Here is a 20,627-nt window from a genome sequence, read left to right as displayed (position 1 = left end):
GTCGCGGCGGTCATTGGATCGCGCCCGGGCCCAGCAGGCCCGGAGCCGCGAGGAAGGCGCCCAGGCGCCCCTGCGCCGCCAGCAGCAGGTCGCAGCATTCGCGCACCGCGCCGCTGCCGCCGGGTTGCGTGGCCACCCAGTGGGCGGCCTGGCTTACGTAGGCGGGCGCGTTGGGCACGCTGGCGGCGAAGCCGGCGCGCTGCATGGCCGGCAGGTCGATGATGTCATCGCCCATGTAGCCGGTCTGGTTCAGTTGGACACCGGAACGCTGCGCAAGTTCGGCCAGGGCGCCGCCCTTGTCGCGCACGCCCTGGATCACCTCGGCGACGCCCAGTTCGGCGGCGCGGCGCGCCACGATCGGGCCGGAGCGGCCGGTCATCAGGGCGACGGTCAGGCCGCCTTCCATCAACAGGCGCAGCCCATGGCCGTCCAGCGCGTTGAAGCGCTTCTGCACTTCGCCGTTTTCGCCGTAATAGAGGCTGCCGTCGGTCAGCACGCCGTCCACGTCGAAAACCATCAGGCGCACGGAGGCGGCGCGTTCGCGCACGGTGGCGGGAATGCGGGCGAGGACCAGCGCGTCGGCCGGGTGAGTCACGGAAGCAGGAAGCATCATAGTCATACCACTTTAGCGGCCATCAAATCATGCATGTGCAAGGCGCCGAGGAGGGTGCCGTCGGTGTCCAGCACGAGCATGTGGTTGAGCCGTTGTTCATCCATTTGCTGGGCGGCCTCGACCGCCAGCGCCTCGGCGTTGATGCTGCGCGGCGAGCGCGTCATGCCCGACTCCACGGTCAGGCTGCGGATATCGCCGTGCCGGGCGATCAGGCGGCGCAAGTCGCCGTCGGTGAAGATGCCCAGGGGGCGGTGCTGGGCGTCGGTCACGACCGTCATGCCCATGCCTTTGGCGGACATGACCTCCAGCGCCTGCGAAACCGGCGTGCCGGCCATCACGATGGGCAGGGCGTTGCCCTGGCGCATCACGTCGCGCACGTGGGTCAGCAGGCGGCGGCCCAGCGCGCCGCCCGGGTGGGAGCGCGCGAAATCCTGCGGGCCGAAGCCCCGGGCTTCCAGGCAGGCGACGGCCAGGGCGTCGCCCAGGGCCAGCGCCGCGGTAGTGCTGGCGGTGGGGGCCAGGTTCAGCGGGCAGGCCTCCTGGGCGACGCTGGCGTCCAGGTGGACGTCGGCCAGCACGGCCAGCTCGGACTGGGCATTGCCCGTCATGGCGATCAGCCGCGCGCCCATGCGGCGAGCGACCGGCAGGATGGTCAGCAGTTCCTGGCCGGAGCCCGAATAGGAAATGGCGATGATCACGTCGTCGCGGGTGATCATGCCGAGATCCCCGTGGACGGCCTCGGCCGCATGCAGGAAGAACGCCGGCGTGCCGGTCGAGGCCAGGGTGGCGGCGATCTTGCGGGCGATGTGGCCGGTCTTGCCGATTCCGCTGACGACCACGCGGCCGCGACAGGCCAGCAGCATGGCGACGGCCTGCGTGAAGCTGTCGTCCAGCCGGGCCGACAGGTCGAGCAGCCCCTGGCTTTCGATCTGCAGCGTTCTGCGCGCAGATGCCAGCGCGGTCTCGGACGATGTGGTGGGATGGTCAGTCATGGACGGATTTTAATATCAGTATGCGGGTTTGCCCCGGGCAGGGGGGTATGGCATCCTGGCGGCTCTTTTCAACGGATTTCAAACTCCCTTTCCAGGTTCGTCCCATGTCCAGCATTCCCAGCCCCGTTCTTGGCACGCCCTTGTCCCCCCTGGCCACCCGAGTCATGCTGCTTGGCTCGGGCGAACTGGGCAAAGAGGTCATCATCGCCCTGCAGCGGCTGGGCGTGGAGGTCATTGCGGTGGATCGGTATGCCGATGCCCCGGGCCACCAGGTGGCGCATCGGGCGCATGTGGTCTCGATGACGGATCCCGACGCCTTGCGCAAGGTCATCGAGCAGGAGCGGCCGCACGTTATTGTCCCCGAAATCGAGGCCATTGCCACCAATTTGCTGGTGGACCTGGAAGCGGCCGGCGTGGCCCGGGTGACGCCGACGGCCCGCGCCGCCCAGCTGACCATGAACCGCGAGGGAATCCGCCGCCTGGCGGCCGAGACCCTGGGGCTGCCCACCTCGCCCTACCGCTTCGTCGATACCGAAGAGGAACTGCGCCAGGCCATCGACGGCGGCATCGGCTATCCCTGCGTCATCAAGCCGGTCATGTCCTCGTCGGGCAAGGGGCAATCCCTGATCAAGGACGAAGGCGACGTCGCCTCCGCCTGGCGCTACGCCCAGGAGGGCGGCCGGGTGGGCGGCGGACGCGCCATCGTCGAGGGTTTCATCCGCTTCGATTACGAAATCACCCTGCTGACCGTGCGCGCGCGCGGCGCCGACGGCCAGATCCACACCCGCTATTGCGAGCCCATCGGGCACAAGCAGGTCGACGGCGATTACGTGGAAAGCTGGCAGCCGCACCCGATGTCGCCCGCCGCGCTCGAACGCTCCCGGGAGATCGCCCTGGCGGTCACGTCCAACCTGGGCGGCCTGGGCATCTTTGGCGTGGAACTCTTCGTGGCGGGGGACCAGGTCTGGTTCTCCGAGGTCAGCCCGCGCCCGCACGACACCGGCATGGTCACCATGATCACCCAGGTCCAGAACGAGTTCGAGCTGCATGCCCGGGCCCTGCTGGGGCTGCCGGTGGACACCAGCCTGCGCCAGCCGGGCGCCAGCAGCGTCATCTACGGCGGCGTCGAGGCCAAGGCCGTCTCGTTCCACAACGTGGCCGAGGCCCTGGCCGAGCCCGGCACCGACGTCCGCCTCTTCGGCAAGCCCGAGTCCTTCGTCAAGCGCCGCATGGGCGTGGGCCTGGCCGTGGCCGAGGACGTGGCCGCCGCCCGCGCCAAGGCCAAGCGGGTATCCGCCGCCGTGGCCGTCAAGGCGGGCTGACCCCGCTTTTCCCCCGCTTTCCGCATATTCGTACCGGCCACCCGCCGCCAGGCGGGTGGCCGGTTGCATTGGCGCCTCCGGTTCGGCGGATGTCGCCGACGCGATTGATTGCGGCCTTGCCCCTCCCGCCGGTGTGGTTTGCGCTTTCTCATAGTTTGTTCGATAATTTCAGAAATTTCTGAAAGCGGTGTAACGATGTTTGTCCGATCACGCCGCTGCCTGGACCTTGCTGGCGCTGATCGATCATGGCACTGACCCCTCAAAACGAACGCTTCATCCTGCATTTCGGAGAGATGGGCAGCCGTTGGGGCGTGAACCGCACCGTCGGCCAGATCTACGCCCTCCTGTTCCTCTCCCCCAAGCCCCTGAACGCCGACGACATCGCCGAGACGCTGGGCTTCTCGCGCTCCAACGTCAGCCTCGGGCTGAAGGAACTGCAGTCCTGGCGCCTGGTGAAGCTGATCCACCAGGTAGGCGACCGCCGCGACTACTTCGAGACGCCCAAGGACGTCTGGGAGATCTTCCGCATCCTGATGGAAGAGAAGCGCAAGCGCGAAATCGATCCCACGCTCACCCTGTTGCGCGACACCCTGCTGGAGCCTCCGTCGGGGCCCGATGAGGCCTACGCGCAACAGCGCATGAACGAAATGCTGGAGCTCATCGAACTGTCCACCGGATGGTTCGATGAGGTTCAACGACTGCCGCCCGAAACCCTGCAGAACCTGATGAAACTCGGCTCGAAAGTGCAGAAGGTGCTGGGCTTCGCCGGCAAATTGCGGGGCAAGGCCTGATCTTGATCCGCCACGTTTTTTCAGGAAACCTCTATGAAGTTGTATCCAACGCCCGTAACATGGCGCGAGAGACGGCCTGGGAACCATGCCGGTTGCCGCGGCATCTCGACTGCTTGGGAGCGCCCCAATGATTGATCTCGACGTCGTCAACCTGTCGCGATTTCAGTTTGCCGCGACCGCGCTTTATCACTTCCTGTTCGTCCCCCTCACGCTCGGCCTGTCGTTCATCCTGGCCATCATGGAGAGCGTGTATGTGATGACCGGTCGTCCCATCTGGAAGCGGATGACCATGTTCTGGGGCACGCTCTTCGGCATCAACTTCGCCCTGGGCGTGGCCACCGGCGTCGTGATGGAATTCCAGTTCGGCATGAACTGGTCCTACTACAGCCATTACGTGGGCGACATCTTCGGCGCGCCTCTTGCGCTCGAAGGGCTGATGGCCTTCTTCCTGGAAGCCACCTTCGTCGGGCTGTTCTTCTTCGGCTGGAACCGCATGTCCAAGGTCAGCCACCTGGTGGTGACCTGGCTGGTGGCGTTCGGCACCAACTTCTCGGCGCTGTGGATCCTGATCGCCAACGGCTGGATGCAGAATCCGGTGGGTTCGATCTTCAATCCCGACACCATGCGCATGGAGATGACCGACTTCGCGGCGGTGATCTTCAATCCGGTGGCGCAGGCCAAGTTCGTGCACACGGTCAGCGCGGGGTACGTGGCCGGCGCCATGTTCGTCATGTCGATCAGCGCGTGGTACCTGCTGAAGGGCCGCCACGTCGACCTGGCCAAGCGCTCGATGGCGGTCGCCGCCAGCTTCGGCCTGGCCTCGGCGTTGTCCGTCGTGGTGCTGGGCGACGAAAGCGGCTACCTCACCACCGAACACCAGAAGATGAAGATCGCGGCCATCGAGTCCATGTGGCACACCGAGCCGGCGCCCGCGTCCTTCAACCTCATCGCCATCCCCAACCAGGCAGAGCGCAAGAACGACTTCGCGATCGAGATCCCCTACGTCATGGGCATCATCGGCACGCGGTCGCTGACGACGCCGCTGCTGGGCATCGATGATCTGATCCTGCGCGCCGAGAACCGCATCCGCGACGGCATGGTGGCGTACGACGCCCTGCAGAAGATCCGCGCCAATCCCAAGGACGTGGATGCGCGCATGGTGTTCGACCGGACCTGGCCGGACCTGGGCTACGCCCTGCTGGTCAAGCGCTACCAGCCCGACATGAGCAAGGTCACCGAAGCCGACATCAAGAAGGCGGCGGTGGACACCGTGCCCAACGTGGCGCCGCTGTTCTGGGCCTTCCGCATCATGGTGGCCGTGGGCATGTACCTGATCCTGTTCTTCGGCGTGGCCTTCTGGCTGGCCTCGCGCGGCCGTCTCGACAGCCGCCGCGGCCTGCTCAAGGTGGCGCTGTGGAGCCTGCCGCTGCCCTGGGTGGCCATCGAGAGCGGCTGGTTCGTGGCCGAGTACGGCCGCCAGCCCTGGGTGATCGAAGGCGTGCTGCCGACCTACTACGCGGCGTCGGGACTGACGATCGCCGACCTGGCCATCAGCCTGACGATTTTCCTGGTGCTGTACACGGTGCTGTTGATCATCGGCGTGAAGGTGATGCTGCATGCCGTGAAGGCGGGCCCGAAATCCGATGGGCCGGCGCCCGGCACCGCCGCGGCCGATCCTGTCCGCGCCGCCGTGCGCGCCTGAGGAGGAGACAGCGATGGAAACTCTCATTCCTTTCGACTACGGCACGCTGCGCGTGGTGTGGTGGGTGCTGCTGGGCGCGCTGCTCATCGGCTTCGCCGTCATGGACGGCTTCGACCTGGGCGTGGCCGCGCTGCTGCCCGTGGTCGCCAAGACCGACGTGGAACGCCGCGTCGTGATCAACGTGGTGGGGCCGGTCTGGGAAGGCAACCAGGTCTGGCTCATCACGGCGGGCGGCGCGATCTTCGCCGCCTGGCCGCTGCTGTATGCCGCCTCGTTCTCGGGGTTCTACCTGGCGATGATGCTGGTCCTGATCGCGCTGATCCTGCGCCCGGTGGGCTTCAAGTACCGCAGCAAGATGGAAGGCACGCGCTGGCGCAGCCGCTGGGACGCCGTGCTCTGTTTCTCGGGCGTGGTGGCCTCGCTGGTGTTCGGCGTGGCCATGGGCAACATCATCCTGGGCGTGCCCTTTACCTTCGATCCGGTGACGCTGCGTCCCATCTATGAAGGGCATTTCTACCAGCTCTTCATGCCATTCGCGCTGCTGGCCGGCGTGCTGAGCGTGGTGATGCTGGCCATGCACGGCGCGGTGCTGCTGGCCTGGCGCACCGAGGATCCGGTGTCGTCGCGCGCCCGCAACTGGGGCCGGCTGTGCGCCTTGCTCACGGCCCTGCTGTTCGTCGCGGGAGGCTTCTGGGTGGCCCGAGGCGTCGGCGGCCATGTCATCACCACTGCGGTGGACATGGCCGGCCCGTCGGATCCGATGCTCAAGGCGGTGTCGGTGCGGGACGGCGCCTGGATGGCCAACTACGCGAAGTGGCCGCTGATGTGGATCGCGCCCGCGCTGGGCGTGGGCGGCGCGGTGCTGGTGGCGCTGCTGCTGTCTCTGCGCGCCAACGTGCTGGCCTTCCTGGCCTCGTCGCTGTCGATCGCCGGCGTGATCCTGACGGTGGGCTTCTCGCTCTTCCCGTTCATCATGCCTTCGTCGACGAAGCCGCAGGCCGGGCTGACCATCTGGGACGGCTCGTCCAGCCACATGACGCTGTGGATCATGGTGATCGCGGTCGCCATCTTCCTGCCCATCGTGACGCTCTACACCGCCTGGGTGTACCGCGTCATGCGCGGCAAGGTCACTGAAGAATCGGTGGGCGGCACGCCCAACTCATACTGACAAGGAGCCTCCACCATGTGGTATTTCTCGTGGATACTCGGCCTGGGCCTGGCGTGCGCGTTCGCCATCCTCAACGCAATGTGGTTCGAGCTGCGCGAAGGGCATACGCATGATCCGCGCGCCAGCCGCGACGACGAGTGAGGGGCGGTTCCTCACAGCCCGCTAGCACCCTAGAGCACGATCCCTCGGCAGCGCTGGGCAAGCCACCGCGCGAACAATCGCGGTGGTTGGTGGCGCTTGCCCGGGCAGCAAGGCTGCCGCTGCTGCTGGCGGGCGCCGCGCCCCTGGTAAGCGGCGTCCTGCTGGTGGTGCAGGCCTGGCTGCTGGCCCGCGTGCTCGACGCGGCCATCGTCGGGCAGCAACCCCGGCAGGCGCTGATCGGCGGCATCCTGGGCATCGCCGGGCTCATGCTGGTGCGCGCCTGTATCAGCTGGGCGGGCGAGCGCGCCGGCGCCGACGCCTCCGAACGCATCAAGCGCCACGTGCGCCAGTCGCTCTTCAGGCGGCTGGTGCTGAAGGGGCCGCACTGGAGCCGGGGCCGCGCCGCGGGCGAACTGGCCAGCGCGGTGGTGGACCAGGTCGAGGCGCTGGACGGCTTCTTCGCCAAGTACCTGCCCGCCATGGCCGCGGCGGCCTTGCTGCCCGTGGCGTTCGCGGTCGTGCTGCTGCCGGTCGACGTGATCGCCGGGCTGGTCCTGCTGATCACCGCGCCGCTGATCCCGCTCTTCATGGCACTGGTGGGGTGGGGCGCCCAGGGCGCCAGCCGCCGTCACCTGCGCGCCTTCGCCCGCCTGTCGGGTTTCTTCGCCGACCGCCTGCGCGGGCTGTCCACCCTCAAGCTGCATGGCCGCGCCGAGGCGGAGGCCGCTTCCGTCGTGGCCGCCAGCGACGCCCTGCGCCAACGCACGATGTCGGTGCTGCGCATCGCCTTCCTGTCGTCGGCGGTGCTGGAGTTCTTCGCCGCGCTGGGCGTGGCGGGCGTGGCGGTCTACATCGGCCTGACCTACCTGGGCTTCCTCGACCTGCGCTGGACGCCCCTGACCTTGCAGGCAGGTTTGTTCTGTCTGCTGATGGCGCCGGAAGTCTATGCGCCGTTGCGGCAGTTCGCGGCGCATTATCACGACCGCGCGGCGGCGCTGGCGGCGGTCACCCAGATCGCCACGCTGTTCGATGGCCTGCCGCGGGACGACGACGTCCGGAGCGAGGAGGGCGGCGCTGCCGCGGCGCCCGCGCAGCGGGGCAAGGGCGCGGCGCTCTCCGCGGAAGGCCTGCGCGTGCTCGCGCCCGGCCGCGGCCAGCCGGTGCTGTCCGGCGCCGCGCTGGCCCTGGCGCCTGGCGAGCACGTGGCGTTGATGGGCCCCAGCGGCATCGGCAAATCGACGCTGGTCGAGGCGATCGCGCGCCTGCGGCCGTTCGACGGCGAGATCCGTATCGACGGCCTGCCCCTGGCCGAATGGAGCGAGCCGGCGTTGCGCGGCCGCGTGGCGCTGATCGGGCAGAAGCCGCAGTTGCTGGCGGGCTCGATCGCCGACAATATCCGGCTGGGGCGCCCCGAGGCCTCGGACGCCGACCTGCGAGACGCTGCAAGGCGCGCCTGCGTGCTGGAGTTCGCCGAGGCCTTGCCGCAAGGCCTGGACACGCCGCTGGGCGCGCGCGGGCATGGCCTGTCGGGCGGGCAGGCGCAGCGCGTCGCGCTGGCGCGGCTGTTCCTGCGCGATCCCGGCCTGATCCTGCTGGACGAGCCCACCGCGCACCTGGATGACGCCACCCAGGCGCGGGTGCTGGACGAGATCCTGGCCTTTGCCTCGGGCCGGACCCTGCTGCTGGCGACGCACGCGCCCGCCGTGGCGGCGCGCCTGGGCCGCAGCCTGCGCGTGGCCGCCGGAAAAGTGGAAGACGCATGAAGAACCTGTTGTTGCTCCTGCCGCTCTATGCCCGCCGGAAAAGCGGGCTTTTGCTCGCATTGTTCTGCGCCCTGGCCACGGTGGCCGCGGGCGTGGGCCTGTTGGGCGTGTCGGGCTGGTTCCTGACCGGCGCAGCCCTGGCCGGCGCGGGCGGCGCGTTCAACCTGTTCGCGCCTTCGGCTCTGGTGCGCGGGCTGTCGTTCCTGCGCATCGTGTCGCGCTACGCCGACCGCGTGGTCGGGCACTCGGCCACGCTGCGGCTGCTGGCGGACCTGCGCGCCACGGTGTTCGCCGCGCTCGTCCGGCTGACGCCGCGCCAATTGGCGCGCTATCGCGACGGCGATCTGGTGGCCCGCATGACGGGGGACGTGGACGCGCTGGACACCGTATTCCTCTTCGTGCTGGCGCCGCTGGCGACGGCGCTGCTGGCCGGGGCCGTGCTGACCGCCGTGCTGGGGCAATGGATGCCCGCGGCCGCGCTGGCGTTCGCGCTGGCGCTGTTGACGGCCTGCGTGCTGGTGCCGCTGTGGCTCGTGCGGGCCGCGCGCAAGCCAGGCGCGGCCGCGCAGGAAAGCGCGGCGGGGTTGCGCGCCGCGACGCTGGACGCGGTGGACGGCCATGCCGACATGGTGGCCATGCATGCGCAGGCCCAGACGGCCGAGCACTTCGAACGCCTGTGCGAGGCCAGCGCGGTGGCGCGGCGCAGCCAGGCGCGGGTGGCGGCCCGAGGCCAGTTTTTCCTGCAGGTCGCGGCCGGCGCGTCGGTGCTGGCCCTGCTGTGGTTCGGCCTGGACACGCTCGAAGCGGGGCGGATCGGCGGGCCGGCGCTGGCGGGCCTGCTGTTGGCGGTCATCGGCATTTTCGAGGTGGCGGGGCCGATCATGCGCGGGGCCTCGCGCATGGGTTCCGCGATGTCGGCCGCGGCGCGCATCCGGGAAGTGACGCAATGCGAGCCCGACATGCAGGATCCCGCCGCGCCGCAAGCGCTGCCGGCCAGCGGCGCGCTGGAACTGGACCGCGTGCGCTTCGCGTATCCGGCCCGGGCGCGGGGCGTGGATGCGCCGGTGCTGGAAGACGTGAACCTGCGGGTTTTGCCGGGAGAGAGGGTGGCGATCCTGGGTCCCAGCGGCGCCGGCAAATCGACCCTGCTGCACCTGCTGCTGCGCCTGGAGGATCCGCGGGCTGGCCAGGTGCGCTTCGGCGGCTCTGATGCGCGCGATTGCGCGCAGGCCGACTGGCATCGGCGCATCGCGCTGCTGTCGCAGGATGCGCCCGTGTTCCTGGGGACCTTGCGCACCAACCTGCTCATCGGCGATCCGGACGCCGACGACGCCGCGCTGTGGCGCGCGCTGGATGCCGCGCGGCTGGGCGAGTTCGTGCGCGGCCTGCCGGACGGCCTGGACACCTGGGCGGGCGAAACCGGTTCGCAGCTCTCGGCCGGGCAGGCGCGCCGTTTGTGCCTGGCGCGCGCGCTGTTGTCGCCGGCGGCGGTCATCGTGCTGGACGAGCCCACGGCCGGGCTGGACGCCGCCGCCGAGACGGCGTTCTTCCAGGACCTGGGCGCGGCGGTGCGCGGACGCGCCGTGGTGCTGGCCACGCACGCGGCCCTGCCGCCGGGCGCCGTCGACCGTTGCTATGAATTGCGGGCCGGACGGCTTCATGAATTGTCATCCGCGGCGGCAATCCTGGCTTAAGCGCGGTTGCGAGGTTATAGTTCGCCTTGCTTCAATTCTTCAGGGCCGTCTTCCATGCAGACCGACTACGCCGAGTACATCCGGCGCACCATCCGCAGCGTTCCAGACTGGCCCCAACCCGGTGTCGTTTTCCGCGACATCACGCCGGTGCTGCAGGATCCTCGCGCGTTCCGGGTGCTGATCGATCTCTTCGTCTACCGCTACATGCGCCAGCGATTGGACCTCGTCGCCGGTGTGGACGCGCGCGGCTTCATCGTGGGCAGCGTGCTGGCCTACGAACTGAACCTGGGTTTCGTGCCCGTGCGCAAGAAGGGCAAGCTTCCGTTCCGCACGGTGGCCGAGGAGTATTCGCTCGAATACGGCAATGCCTCGGTCGAGATGCACACCGACGCGGTGCGCACCGGGCAGCGCGTCCTGCTGGTGGATGATCTGATCGCCACGGGCGGCACCATGCTGGCCGCCATCAATCTGCTGCAGCGCCTGGGCGCCAACGTGGTCGAGGCCGCGGCCATCATCGACCTGCCCGATCTCGGCGGATCGGCCAAGGTCGCCGCCACCGGCACGCCGCTCTTCACCGTCTGTCAGTACGGCGCCGACACGCCCTAGCGCGCGGCGCCCTCCGGCCATCGGGCGCCGCTAGGCGTCCGACAGCCGAGGCTGGATGAAATCCAGGAAGGCCTTGGTCTTGGCGGGCAGCATGCGCGAGGGCAACAGCGCGAATAGCGGCAGGGGCGTCAGGCTCCATTCGGGCAGCACGCGCACCAGGCCCGACTGCTTGATGGCGCGCTCCATGGCGTCGAACACCAGCAGCGGCGTGATGCCCAGGCCCTGTCCGGCCAGCCGGCCCAGCATGCCCACGTTGTTCGCGGACAGCCGGCCCGACACCTGCACGCGTTCCACCTTGTCGCCCGAATGCAGCATCCAGAAGGAGGATTCCTCGCGCATGGTGGGGCGCAGGCATTCGTGGTGGCTGAGATCCGCCGGCACCCGCGGCTCGCCATGGCGGGCCAGATAGTCGGGCGAGGCATAGAGCTGGTGGGCCATCAGCACGATCTTGCGCGAGATCAGGCTGGAGTCGGGCTGCTGGCCGAAACGCAGGATGAGATCGAAGGGATTGCTGATCGGGTCGATCGGCCGCATGCTCAGGTCGAAATCGCACTCGATGTCGGGATGCTGCTCGCGGAAGTCGCGGATGACGGCGGGCAGGAACAGCTGGGCCAGGCTGGTGGGCAGGGAAATGCGCAGCCGCCCCTTGGGCTGGACCGCCATGTCCAGCAATTGGTCGTGGGCGATGCGCGCCTCTTCCACGATGTGCCGGCAACGCTCGAAGTAGATCGCGCCGGCCTCGGTGAGGTCGATCTTGCGGGTGCTGCGGTTGAGCAGCCGCATGCCGATGCTGCGTTCCAGTTCGCTGACCCGGCGCGAGAGCGTGGATGTCGGAATATTCAAGGCTTCGGCGGCGTGGCTGAAGTTCTTGCGCTTGGCGACTTCGACGAACAGCGCGATGTCGTTAAGCTGGATATCCATGGGGCCCTCGTCGTTCAAATTTCCATTTCTGGCAGATTCGTATGATAAATGGAATTATTGTCCCGCCAGCAGAAATGTCTATTTCCCAACGCCGTACTATCCTTCCAGCGGGTGGCGGCTCCGGATTTCGTTACGTAGCTTGCGTTTTACTGAATGGCGGCAAGGCTTGTCGCAGCACGGTTTCCGTGGACGCTGTGCAGGAATTGACCAGGTTTGGGGGGGTCCGATCGAAAATTGTCCCATCTGTGCAAATATGTTCCCCAAAATAAGGGTTTTTACTAGGACCATATCGCCAGATACTTCATCCCAGCAATCAAATTGTCATATCGCACCTGCCAGCCTGGCAGAAGACGATGTGCAAGGTTTAGGATGGAGTCCTCTCAATGAAAGCCCTAGCTACCGCACTCATGGTTACCGCCACCCTGGTGGGTATGTCCGCCGCACACGCCGATGGCAAGACGCGTGAACAAGTCCAGCAGGAACTGCAGGCCGCTCGCGCCGCCGGCCAAGTCACGTTCGGCGAACTGGACTATCCGCCCGCCACGGCTCAGCAGACCAGCCTGTCGCGCGACCAGGTGCAGCAGGAGCTGCAAGCTGCCAAGGCCGCCGGCCAGGTGACTTCTGCCGAACTTGATTACCCGCCCAAGGCCGCCGTGTCGCAATCGGCCGGCAAGACCCGCGAACAGGTCCGCCAGGAACTGGCCGAGGCCAAGGCGCGCGGCGACTACTCCTTCGGCGAACTCGACTACCCGCCCCAAGGCCGTTGAGCATCCGCGCCCGAAGGCCGAAGAGACCCCTCCTGACGCCGAGGGGTTTTTTTTACCCGTCCCGGGCCGGAAGTGTCGCGTTTACGCATCAGAAATTGGTCGCCGCCGGCGACAACGCTTGTTGACCGCGGGGGCTAGGCAGCAGAATGTCTGCGAGGGGCTTTGCGGTATTGCGAGTAATAATTCATATTTGATATCAATACTTTAGCGCAGGTTTCCGTAAGGAGTGGTCATCCATGGACGGGGCATTATCCCAACCATGGAAAGTAGTTCTTCGAAATCCGGGTTACTTCGAATGGGCGCAGGCCGGACACTAGCTTCAGTGCATGCGCCGCTTGCTTGTTCGCTGCGGCACGCAGATCCGGGCCGTTCGCGTGGTGGGTTTGCGGTTTGCCTTTCATCTCGCCATTTTGGGGACTTATATGAAGAAGACGCTATTGGCCGTCGCGCTGCTGGCCGGCTTTGCCGGTGCCGCGCAGGCCGCCGACTCCGTGACGCTGTACGGTTTGATCGACGCCGGTATCGGCTATGAAAAGGTGAAGTTCAACGGCGACTCGCAAAGCCGCTTCGGCGGCGTGCAGGGCGTGAGCAGCGGCTCGCGCTTCGGCTTGCGCGGCACTGAAGACCTGGGCGACGGCCTGCGCGCCGTCTTCACGCTGGAAGGCGGTTTCGGCCCGATGAACGGCAAGTCCTTGCAGAACGGCCGTTTGTGGGGCCGCCAGGCCACCGTGGGCCTGGATAGCGATTCCTGGGGCCGCCTCGAATTCGGCCGCCAGACGAACCTGGCTTCCAAGTACTTCGGTTCGATCGACCCGTTCTCGATCAGCTACAACACCGCCAACATGGGTACCACGTTCGGCAGCGCCAACACGATGCGCCTGGACAACATGGTCCTGTACCAGACCCCCAGCATGGGCGGCTTCAAGGCCGGCGTGGGTTACTCGTTCAGCGCCGATGATTCGGTCAGCGACTCGTCGCAGACCGGTTTCGAGACCGGCAACAACAACCGCGTGCTGACCGCGGGCGTGCAGTACGTCAACGGCCCGCTGAACCTGGCCGCGGCGTATGACCGCTTCAACCCGTCCAATGGCCAAACCGGCGGCAAGTCCGACGCCCGCATCCAGGAATACATCCTGGGCGGTTCGTACGACTTCGAAGTGGTGAAGGTTGCGGCCGCGTTCGGCCAGACCCGCGACGGCTGGTTCGTCGGCCAGAACATGGGCACGACGCCCGCCGGCATGCAGAACCTCGGCACGTTCAAGCTGGCCGACGGCTTCCGCGCCAATTCGTACATGCTGGGCGCCACCGTGCCGCTGGGCCGCCACGCGATCTTCGGCTCCTGGCAGCGCGCCACCGCCAGCAATGACAAACTGACCGGCGACGACGCGACGTTCAACGTCTACAGCCTGGGCTACACCTACGACTTCACCAAGCGCACCAACGTGTACGCGTACGCCTCGTACGGCGACAACTACGCGTTCCAGCGCGATGCGACCGACACCGCTGTCGCCGTGGGCGTGCGTCACCGTTTCTAAGCGATAGGGCGTCCGGCAAGACCTTGCTGAATGCGCGGCCCATCTCCGTGGGCCGCCGAGTGACAGCGAACCCCCCCTATTGGTTGCCGCCGGACATTTCTAGAGCAGGAAAGGGAAGGGCCTCCGCAAGGAGGCCCTCTCGTTTTTTATGCGTGTTTCCGCCGGGCCGCCGCCAGGCAGGAAGCGCCCGCCGGGAGCGCAAGCCCGCGGCGGCGCGGGGCGCGCTACAGGAACAGCTTGTAGGCCGGGTTGTCGGTTTCGTTCCAGTGGGGATACCCGAGTTCCGCCACGAAGTTGCGGAACTGCTTCTTGTCCGCCGGCGGCACCTGGATGCCGATCAGGATGCGGCCGTAGTCGGCGCCCTGGTTGCGGTAGTGGAACAGGCTGATGTTCCAATCCGGGTTCATCGCGTTCAGGAAGCGCATCAGCGCGCCCGGGCGCTCCGGGAATTCGAACCGGTACAGCAGTTCATTGCGCGCCAGCGCCGAGCGCCCGCCCACCATGTGGCGCAAGTGGGTCTTGGCCATTTCATCGTGGGTGAGGTCCAGGGTGTCGAAGCCGTGGCGGCGGAAGTTCGCGGCAATCTTGTCGGGCTCGGAGGCGGACGATACCTGGATGCCCACAAAGACGTGGGCGCGGTCGGAATCGGAGATGCGATAGTTGAATTCGGTGACGCTGCGTTCGCCCACCAACTCGCAGAAGCGGCGGAAGCTGCCGCGCTGTTCGGGCATGGTGACGGCGAAGATGGCTTCGCGCATTTCGCCGACTTCCGCCCGCTCGGACACGAAGCGCAGGCGGTCGAAGTTCATGTTGGCGCCGCAGGCGATGGCCACCAGCGTCTTGCCCTTCAGGTTGTGCTCGGCCGCGTATTGCTTGGCCCCGGCGACCGCCATCGCGCCCGCCGGCTCCAGCACGCTGCGAGTGTCCTGGAACACGTCCTTGATGGCCGCGCAGATCGCGTCGGTATTGACCACCACGAAATCGTCCACGTACTGGCGCGTGAGTTTGAAGGTTTCCGCGCCCACCATCTTGACCGCCGTGCCGTCCGAGAACAGCCCGACGTCGTTGAGCTGCACGCGCCGGCCCGCGCGCACGCTGCGCAGCATGGCGTCGGAGTCTTCGGTCTGCACGCCGATGATCTTGATCTCGGGGCGCAGCTGCTTGATGTAGGCGGCCACCCCCGCGATCAACCCGCCGCCGCCGATGGCGACGAAGATGGCGTCGATCGGGCCCGGGTGCTGGCGCAGGATTTCCATCCCCACCGTGCCCTGGCCGGCGATGACGTCGGGATCGTCGAACGGATGGACGAAGGTCAGCTTTTCTTTCTTCTCCAGCACCTGCGCGTGCGCATAGGCGTCGGAGAAGCTCTCGCCCGCCAGCACCACTTCGCCGCCCAGGCGGCGCACCGCGTCGATCTTCACTTGCGGGCTGGTGGTCGGCATGACGATCACGGCGCGGCAACCCAGCCGGCTGGCCGCCAGCGCCACGCCCTGGGCATGGTTGCCCGCGGAGGCCGCGATCACCCCGCGGTTGCGCGCCGCGGGGCTGAGGTTGGCCATCTTGTTGTATGCCCCGCGCAGCTTGAAGCTGAACACGGCCTGGGTATCTTCGCGCTTGAGCAGGATCGTGTTCGACATCCGCTGGGACAGCAGCGGCGCCGCTTCCAGCGGGGATTCGACCGCGACGTCATAAACCTTGGAAGTCAGGATGCGTTTCAGATAATCAGTGGACATGGACTGCACGTGGCGCCGAGAGTGGGGAAGTGGGGGAGATTATTGCAGGGAAATCCGCGCCGCCCGCCAGGTTTCTTCGGCCTTTTTTCGCCTATTGGACGGGTAGAAAGCCGCGGATGGCGTCGGTCCGCGCCGCGCTCGCGGCGGCGGACGGCCCCCGGAACCCGCCCGCTCGCGGCTACACTCGGCCACTATGGAAGAAAGTCTGTTGTCCGCCGTTCATTGGATGCTGGGGGTGCTGGCGCTGCCCTCGGTCGGCCTGTCCGCGATTTTCACCGTCTCGTTGGTGTCCGCGACCTTGCTGCCGCTGGGGTCCGAGCCGGCGGTGTTCGGTTATCTCAAGCTGGCGCCCGAGATGTTCTGGCCCGCCATCCTGGTCGCCACCCTGGGCAATACGCTCGGCGGCGCCATCAGCTACGCCATGGGCCTGGGAGCCGAACGCGCGGTCCAGCGCTGGAAGGAAAAACACCCGCATCCGCATCCCGACGCGACCGAAGGCGGGCGCATGCGCGGCCGCTGGCACGAACGCGCCCACGACTGGATCCACCGCATGGGGCCGCCGGCCCTGCTGCTGTCGTGGCTGCCCGCCGTGGGCGACCCGCTGTGCGCGGTGGCGGGATGGCTGCGGCTGTCCTTCTGGCCTTGCGTGGTCTACATGGCCATCGGCAAATTCCTGCGCTACCTGGTCATGACGGCCGGCCTCCTGTGGTTCTTCCCGGGGAAAATCTAGCGCGGCACCCAGGCAATTAATTGGGGACGGATTTAGCCGGTCCCCCTCGGTTTCGGGTGCGTCCCTAGGGGTATTCGGGGGCAGGCTCGATCAATGGCATAAAATGTTTTTTTACGGGCCCCTCTTGCAGCCATGAACGCCCCACTCGCTAGCCACATCTTGAACGGGGCGATGCCGCCCGCAGCACCCGCGCGCTTGCGCGAAATCCCCTACAACTACACCTCGTTCTCCGATCGCGAGATCGTCGGCCGGTTGCTGGGCGACGATGCCTGGAGCCTGCTGACCGACCTGCGCGGCGAACGCCGCACCGGGCGTTCCGCCCGCATGCTGTACGAAGTGCTGGGCGACATCTGGGTGGTGCGCCGCAACCCCTACCTGCAGGACGACCTGCTCGACAATCCCAAGCGCCGCAAGCAGCTCATCGAGGCCCTGCACCATCGCCTGGGCGAGATCGACCGCCGCCGCGAACCGGACGTGCCGGCCGAAGCCGGCCACGATCCGCATCGCGACGAGAAGGTGGTCGGCCTCCTGGCGCGGGCGCGTTCGGCCATCGCCGCGTTCGAGGGGGAATTCGACCAGACCGCCATGATGCGCAAGCAGGCGCAGAAGGTGCTGGGCCGCATCACGGCGCGCGACAACATCAAGTTCGACGGCCTGTCGCGCGTTTCGCACGTGACCGACGCCACCGACTGGCGGGTGGAATATCCCTTCGTGGTGCTGACGCCGGACACGGAAGACGAGATCGCCGCGTTGGTCACCGCCTGTATCGAGCTGGGCCTGACCATCATTCCGCGCGGCGGCGGCACCGGCTACACCGGCGGCGCCATTCCGCTGACCTGGAAGTCGGCGGTCATCAATACCGAGAAATTCGACAGGCTGGGCAAGGTCGAGTCCTGTATCCTGCCCGGCCTGAGCGAGCCCGTGGCCGTGATCCACGCCGGCGCCGGCGTGGTGACCAAGCGCGTGTCCGAAGCCGCCGAGGCGGCGGGCTTCGTGTTCGCCGTGGACCCGACCTCGGCCGAAGCCTCGTGCGTGGGCGGCAACATCGCCATGAACGCGGGCGGCAAGAAGGCCGTGCTGTGGGGCACCGCGCTGGACAACCTGGCCTGGTGGCGCATGGTGGACCCGGACGGCAACTGGCTGGAGGTCTCCCGCCTGGACCACAACATGGGCAAGATCCATGACGTGGACGTGGCCCGCTTCGAGCTCAAGTGGTTCGACGGCCGCGGCAAGCCGGGCGAGCGCCTGCTCAAGACCGAGACCCTGGAGATCCAGGGCCGGGTGTTCCGCAAGGAAGGGCTGGGCAAGGACGTCACGGACAAGTTCCTGGCCGGCCTGCCGGGCATCCAGAAAGAAGGCTGCGACGGCCTGATCACGTCGGCGCGCTGGGTGCTGCACCGCATGCCGCGCCACACGCGCACGGTCTGCATGGAGTTCTTCGGGCAGGCGCGCGACGCCATCCCGTCGATCGTCGAGGTCAAGGGCTACCTGGACGGCGAGGGCCGCGAGCGCGGCGCCATCCTGGCCGGCCTGGAGCACCTGGACGAACGCTATCTGCGCGCCGTGGGCTACGCCACCAAGAGCAAGCGCGGCGTGCTGCCCAAGATGGTCCTGATCGGCGACATCGTCGGCGACGACGAGGACGCGGTCGCCGCGGCCTCCAGCGAAGTCGTGCGCCTGGCCAACACGCGCCACGGCGAAGGCTTCGTGGCCGTCAGCCCCGAGGCCCGCAAGAAGTTCTGGCTGGACCGTTCGCGCACCGCCGCCATCGCCCGCCATACCAACGCCTTCAAGATCAACGAAGACGTGGTGATCCCGCTGCCCCGCATGGGCGAATACACGGATCACATCGAACGCATCAACATCGAGCTCTCGACCCGCAACAAGCTCAAGCTGCTGGGGGCGCTGGACGCCTACCTGTGCACGCCGCTGCCAGTGGGCAAGGCGGACGACACCGACATCGAGACGACCCGCGCCGAAGTGCTGGCCGACCGCACGCGCCAGGCGCTGGAATTGCTGGCCGGCGCGAGGAAGCGCTGGCAGTGGTTGCTGGACAACCTGGACATGCCGCTGCTGCAGGCGTTGCCCGAGCTGCACGGCCTGGGCCTGGGCGAACTGCAGGCGACCCTGTCGGACCGCGTGGCGGCGCAACCCGGCGCGCGCGTCTTCGACGTAGTGCAGGACCGCACGATCCGCGTGTCCTGGAAGACCGAAGTGCTGGCCGGCCTGCAGCGCACGTTCTCGGGGGCGGCCTACAAGAAGATCGTCGACGAGCTGGTGGCCATCCACGGCCGCGTGCTCAAGAGCCGCGTGTTCGTCGCGCTGCACATGCACGCCGGCGACGGCAACGTGCATACCAACATCCCGGTCAACTCGGACGACTACGAGATGCTGCAGGAGGCCCACCAGGCCGTCGAGCGCATCATGCAGATCGCCCGCGACCTGGACGGCGTGATCTCCGGCGAGCACGGCATCGGCCTGACGAAGTACGAATTCCTGACCGATGCCGAACTGGCGCCGTTCCAGGACTACAAGCGCCGCGTGGACCCCAAGGGCCACTTCAACGCCGGCAAGCTCATGCCGGGCGCCGACCTGCGCCACGCCTGGACGCCCAGCTTCAACCTGATGGGCCACGAGTCGCTCATCATGCAGCAAAGCGACATCGGCGCCATCTCGGAATCCATCAAGGACTGCCTGCGCTGCGGCAAGTGCAAGCCCGTTTGCGCCACCCACGTGCCGCGCGCGAACCTGCTGTATTCGCCGCGCAACAAGATCCTGGCCACGTCGCTGCTGGTGGAGGCTTTCCTCTACGAAGAGCAGACCCGCCGCGGCGTCAGCCTGAAGCACTGGGAAGAATTCGAGGACGTGGCCGACCATTGCACGGTCTGCCACAAGTGCTACAACCCCTGTCCGGTCGACATCGACTTCGGCGACGTGTCCATGAACATGCGCGCCGTGCTGCGGCGCATGGGCCGCAAGTCGTTCAATCCCGGCACGGCCAGCGCCATGTTCTTCCTGAACGCGAAGGATCCGGCCACCATCAACGCCACCCGCAAGGCCATGGTGGGCGTGGGCTACAAGGTGCAGCGCGCCGCGCATGACCTGTTGTCCGGCCTGGTGAAGAAGCAGACGGCCGCGCCGCCCGCCACGGTGGGCAAGCCGCCGCTGCGCGAGCAGGTCGTGCACTTCGTGAACAAGAAAATGCCCGGCGGGCTGCCCAAGCAGGCGGCGCGCAAGCTGCTGGACATCGAAGACGCCAACTACGTGCCGATCATCCGCGATCCCAAGGCCACCACGGCCGATACGGAAGCGGTGTTCTACTTCCCGGGCTGCGGTTCGGAGCGGTTGTTCTCGCAGGTCGGCCTGGCCACGCAAGCCATGCTGTGGCATGCGGGCGTGCAGACCGTGCTGCCCCCGGGCTACCTGTGCTGCGGCTATCCCCAGCGCGGCAACGGCATGACCGACAAGGCCGAGCAGATCATCACCGACAACCGGGTGCTGTTCCACCGGGTCGCCAACACGCTGAACTACCTGGACATCAAGACGGTGGTGGTCAGCTGCGGCACCTGCTACGACCAGCTCGCGGGCTACGAGTTCGAGAAGATCTTCCCCGGATGCCGCCTGATCGACATCCACGAGTACCTGCTGGAAAAGGGCATCAAGCTCGAAGGCGCCAAGGGCGTGCGCTACATGTACCACGATCCCTGCCACACGCCCATGAAACTGCAGGAGCCCATGAAGACGGTGCGCGCGCTGGTCGGCGACGACGCCGTCAAGAGCGACCGCTGCTGCGGCGAGTCGGGCACGCTGGCGGTCAGCCGGCCGGACATCTCCACGCAGGTGCGCTTCCGCAAGCAGGAAGAACTGCTCAAGGGCGATGCCGCGCTGCGCAGCGACGGCTTCACCGGCGACGTGAAGGTGCTGACGTCCTGCCCGTCCTGCCTGCAGGGCCTGTCGCGCTACGAGGGCGATACCGGCATGGACGCCGACTACATCGTGGTCGAGATGGCGCGCCACATCCTGGGCGAAAGCTGGATGGAGGACTATGTCCGCCGCGCCAACGCGGGCGGCATCGAGCGCGTGCTGGTGTAGCCGGCAGCCGCGTTGGAACGAAAATCGCAGCCGTCTCCGGCTGCGATTTTTTTTTGC

16 protein-coding genes are annotated in these 20,627 nt (G+C 67.2%); 12 read left to right on the top strand and 4 right to left on the bottom strand.

All coding sequences use genetic code 11. The annotated features are described in order from the left end of the window. Nucleotides 1-10: 10 nt before the first annotated feature. Together ADE01S_RS24155 and ADE01S_RS24150 are read right to left on the bottom strand one after the other, a co-directional pair. On the bottom strand, nucleotides 11-619 hold the full coding sequence (locus ADE01S_RS24155; RefSeq protein ID WP_082775888.1) for a KdsC family phosphatase: 609 nt from the start codon (nucleotides 617-619) through the stop codon (nucleotides 11-13). Next, nucleotides 616-1,605 carry a KpsF/GutQ family sugar-phosphate isomerase gene (locus ADE01S_RS24150; RefSeq protein ID WP_062684280.1) on the bottom strand — a complete coding sequence of 330 codons (990 nt, stop codon included), beginning with the start codon at nucleotides 1,603-1,605 and terminating at the stop codon, nucleotides 616-618. The genes ADE01S_RS24155 and ADE01S_RS24150 overlap by 4 nt, the downstream gene beginning before the upstream one ends. 104 nt (nucleotides 1,606-1,709) lie before the next feature. Between ADE01S_RS24150 and purT the strand changes: the two genes are divergently transcribed. The 8 genes from purT to ADE01S_RS24110 all read left to right on the top strand — a co-directional run bounded on the left by purT (nucleotide 1,710) and on the right by ADE01S_RS24110 (nucleotide 10,792). Then, nucleotides 1,710-2,927, top strand: a complete 1,218-nt coding sequence (gene purT, locus ADE01S_RS24145) for a formate-dependent phosphoribosylglycinamide formyltransferase (RefSeq protein WP_062684279.1) — start codon at nucleotides 1,710-1,712, stop codon at nucleotides 2,925-2,927. A 245-nt stretch (nucleotides 2,928-3,172) separates the two neighbouring features. Beyond that, nucleotides 3,173-3,718, top strand: a complete 546-nt coding sequence (locus ADE01S_RS24140; protein WP_062684278.1) for a GbsR/MarR family transcriptional regulator — start codon at nucleotides 3,173-3,175, stop codon at nucleotides 3,716-3,718. Nucleotides 3,719-3,845: 127 nt separating this feature from the next. Beyond that, the gene (locus tag ADE01S_RS24135) at nucleotides 3,846-5,420 is read left to right on the top strand and encodes a cytochrome ubiquinol oxidase subunit I (protein WP_062684277.1); all 1,575 of its coding nucleotides are present in this window, start codon (nucleotides 3,846-3,848) and stop codon (nucleotides 5,418-5,420) included. 13 nt (nucleotides 5,421-5,433) lie between these two features. Then, nucleotides 5,434-6,588, top strand: a complete 1,155-nt coding sequence (cydB, locus tag ADE01S_RS24130) for a cytochrome d ubiquinol oxidase subunit II (protein WP_062684276.1) — start codon at nucleotides 5,434-5,436, stop codon at nucleotides 6,586-6,588. A 15-nt stretch (nucleotides 6,589-6,603) separates the two neighbouring features. Further along, a complete protein-coding gene (gene cydX, locus ADE01S_RS24125) occupies nucleotides 6,604-6,729 on the top strand; it encodes a cytochrome bd-I oxidase subunit CydX (protein ID WP_043546919.1) in 126 nt (41 codons plus the stop codon). 53 nt (nucleotides 6,730-6,782) lie between these two features. Then, nucleotides 6,783-8,492 carry a thiol reductant ABC exporter subunit CydD gene (gene cydD, locus ADE01S_RS24120; protein ID WP_242663424.1) on the top strand — a complete coding sequence of 570 codons (1,710 nt, stop codon included), beginning with the start codon at nucleotides 6,783-6,785 and terminating at the stop codon, nucleotides 8,490-8,492. Continuing rightward, nucleotides 8,489-10,186, top strand: a complete 1,698-nt coding sequence (gene cydC / locus ADE01S_RS24115) for a thiol reductant ABC exporter subunit CydC (RefSeq protein ID WP_062684274.1) — start codon at nucleotides 8,489-8,491, stop codon at nucleotides 10,184-10,186. Before cydD ends, cydC begins: the two co-directional genes overlap by 4 nt. 54 nt (nucleotides 10,187-10,240) lie before the next feature. Next, the gene (locus ADE01S_RS24110; RefSeq protein ID WP_062684273.1) at nucleotides 10,241-10,792 is read left to right on the top strand and encodes an adenine phosphoribosyltransferase; all 552 of its coding nucleotides are present in this window, start codon (nucleotides 10,241-10,243) and stop codon (nucleotides 10,790-10,792) included. A gap of 30 nt (nucleotides 10,793-10,822) precedes the next feature. Here the strand turns inward: ADE01S_RS24110 and ADE01S_RS24105 are convergent, their stop codons facing one another. Further along, on the bottom strand, nucleotides 10,823-11,713 hold the full coding sequence (locus ADE01S_RS24105; protein WP_062684272.1) for a LysR family transcriptional regulator: 891 nt from the start codon (nucleotides 11,711-11,713) through the stop codon (nucleotides 10,823-10,825). 383 nt (nucleotides 11,714-12,096) lie between these two features. Here ADE01S_RS24105 and ADE01S_RS24100 point away from each other — a divergent pair, with 383 nt between their 5' ends. Further along, nucleotides 12,097-12,480, top strand: a complete 384-nt coding sequence (locus ADE01S_RS24100) for a DUF4148 domain-containing protein (protein WP_062684271.1) — start codon at nucleotides 12,097-12,099, stop codon at nucleotides 12,478-12,480. 422 nt (nucleotides 12,481-12,902) lie between these two features. Then, entirely contained in the window at nucleotides 12,903-14,015 is a 1,113-nt protein-coding gene (locus ADE01S_RS24095) for a porin (protein WP_062684270.1), read from the top strand. Nucleotides 14,016-14,239: 224 nt separating this feature from the next. Here ADE01S_RS24095 and ilvA read toward each other — a convergent pair whose 3' ends face one another. Continuing rightward, nucleotides 14,240-15,748, bottom strand: a complete 1,509-nt coding sequence (gene ilvA / locus ADE01S_RS24090) for a threonine ammonia-lyase, biosynthetic (RefSeq protein WP_062684295.1) — start codon at nucleotides 15,746-15,748, stop codon at nucleotides 14,240-14,242. 193 nt (nucleotides 15,749-15,941) lie between these two features. Between ilvA and ADE01S_RS24085 the strand changes: the two genes are divergently transcribed. Further along, nucleotides 15,942-16,478, top strand: a complete 537-nt coding sequence (locus tag ADE01S_RS24085) for a YqaA family protein (protein WP_062684269.1) — start codon at nucleotides 15,942-15,944, stop codon at nucleotides 16,476-16,478. A gap of 132 nt (nucleotides 16,479-16,610) precedes the next feature. After that, nucleotides 16,611-20,570, top strand: a complete 3,960-nt coding sequence (locus ADE01S_RS24080; protein WP_062684268.1) for a DUF3683 domain-containing protein — start codon at nucleotides 16,611-16,613, stop codon at nucleotides 20,568-20,570. The last annotated feature ends 57 nt before the right edge of the window (nucleotides 20,571-20,627 follow it).

Source organism: Achromobacter denitrificans NBRC 15125 (genome assembly GCF_001571365.1).
Lineage (GTDB): Bacteria > Pseudomonadota > Gammaproteobacteria > Burkholderiales > Burkholderiaceae_B > Achromobacter > Achromobacter denitrificans.
Note: the sequence above shows the minus strand (reverse complement) of the source record. Positions and strands in the feature narration are given on the sequence as shown.

Bases quoted from the DNA above. Each gene is read 5' to 3' on its own strand.
- ADE01S_RS24155 (WP_082775888.1), bottom strand. From the start codon at position 619: ATGACTATGATGCTTCCTGCTTCCGTGACTCACCCGGCCGACGCGCTG.
- ADE01S_RS24150 (WP_062684280.1), bottom strand. From the start codon at position 1,605: ATGACTGACCATCCCACCACATCGTCCGAGACCGCGCTGGCATCTGCG.
- purT (WP_062684279.1), top strand. From the start codon at position 1,710: ATGTCCAGCATTCCCAGCCCCGTTCTTGGCACGCCCTTGTCCCCCCTG.
- ADE01S_RS24140 (WP_062684278.1), top strand. From the start codon at position 3,173: ATGGCACTGACCCCTCAAAACGAACGCTTCATCCTGCATTTCGGAGAG.
- ADE01S_RS24135 (WP_062684277.1), top strand. From the start codon at position 3,846: ATGATTGATCTCGACGTCGTCAACCTGTCGCGATTTCAGTTTGCCGCG.
- cydB (WP_062684276.1), top strand. From the start codon at position 5,434: ATGGAAACTCTCATTCCTTTCGACTACGGCACGCTGCGCGTGGTGTGG.
- cydX (WP_043546919.1), top strand. From the start codon at position 6,604: ATGTGGTATTTCTCGTGGATACTCGGCCTGGGCCTGGCGTGCGCGTTC.
- cydC (WP_062684274.1), top strand. From the start codon at position 8,489: ATGAAGAACCTGTTGTTGCTCCTGCCGCTCTATGCCCGCCGGAAAAGC.
- ADE01S_RS24110 (WP_062684273.1), top strand. From the start codon at position 10,241: ATGCAGACCGACTACGCCGAGTACATCCGGCGCACCATCCGCAGCGTT.
- ADE01S_RS24105 (WP_062684272.1), bottom strand. From the start codon at position 11,713: ATGGATATCCAGCTTAACGACATCGCGCTGTTCGTCGAAGTCGCCAAG.
- ADE01S_RS24100 (WP_062684271.1), top strand. From the start codon at position 12,097: ATGAAAGCCCTAGCTACCGCACTCATGGTTACCGCCACCCTGGTGGGT.
- ADE01S_RS24095 (WP_062684270.1), top strand. From the start codon at position 12,903: ATGAAGAAGACGCTATTGGCCGTCGCGCTGCTGGCCGGCTTTGCCGGT.
- ilvA (WP_062684295.1), bottom strand. From the start codon at position 15,748: ATGTCCACTGATTATCTGAAACGCATCCTGACTTCCAAGGTTTATGAC.
- ADE01S_RS24085 (WP_062684269.1), top strand. From the start codon at position 15,942: ATGGAAGAAAGTCTGTTGTCCGCCGTTCATTGGATGCTGGGGGTGCTG.
- ADE01S_RS24080 (WP_062684268.1), top strand. From the start codon at position 16,611: ATGAACGCCCCACTCGCTAGCCACATCTTGAACGGGGCGATGCCGCCC.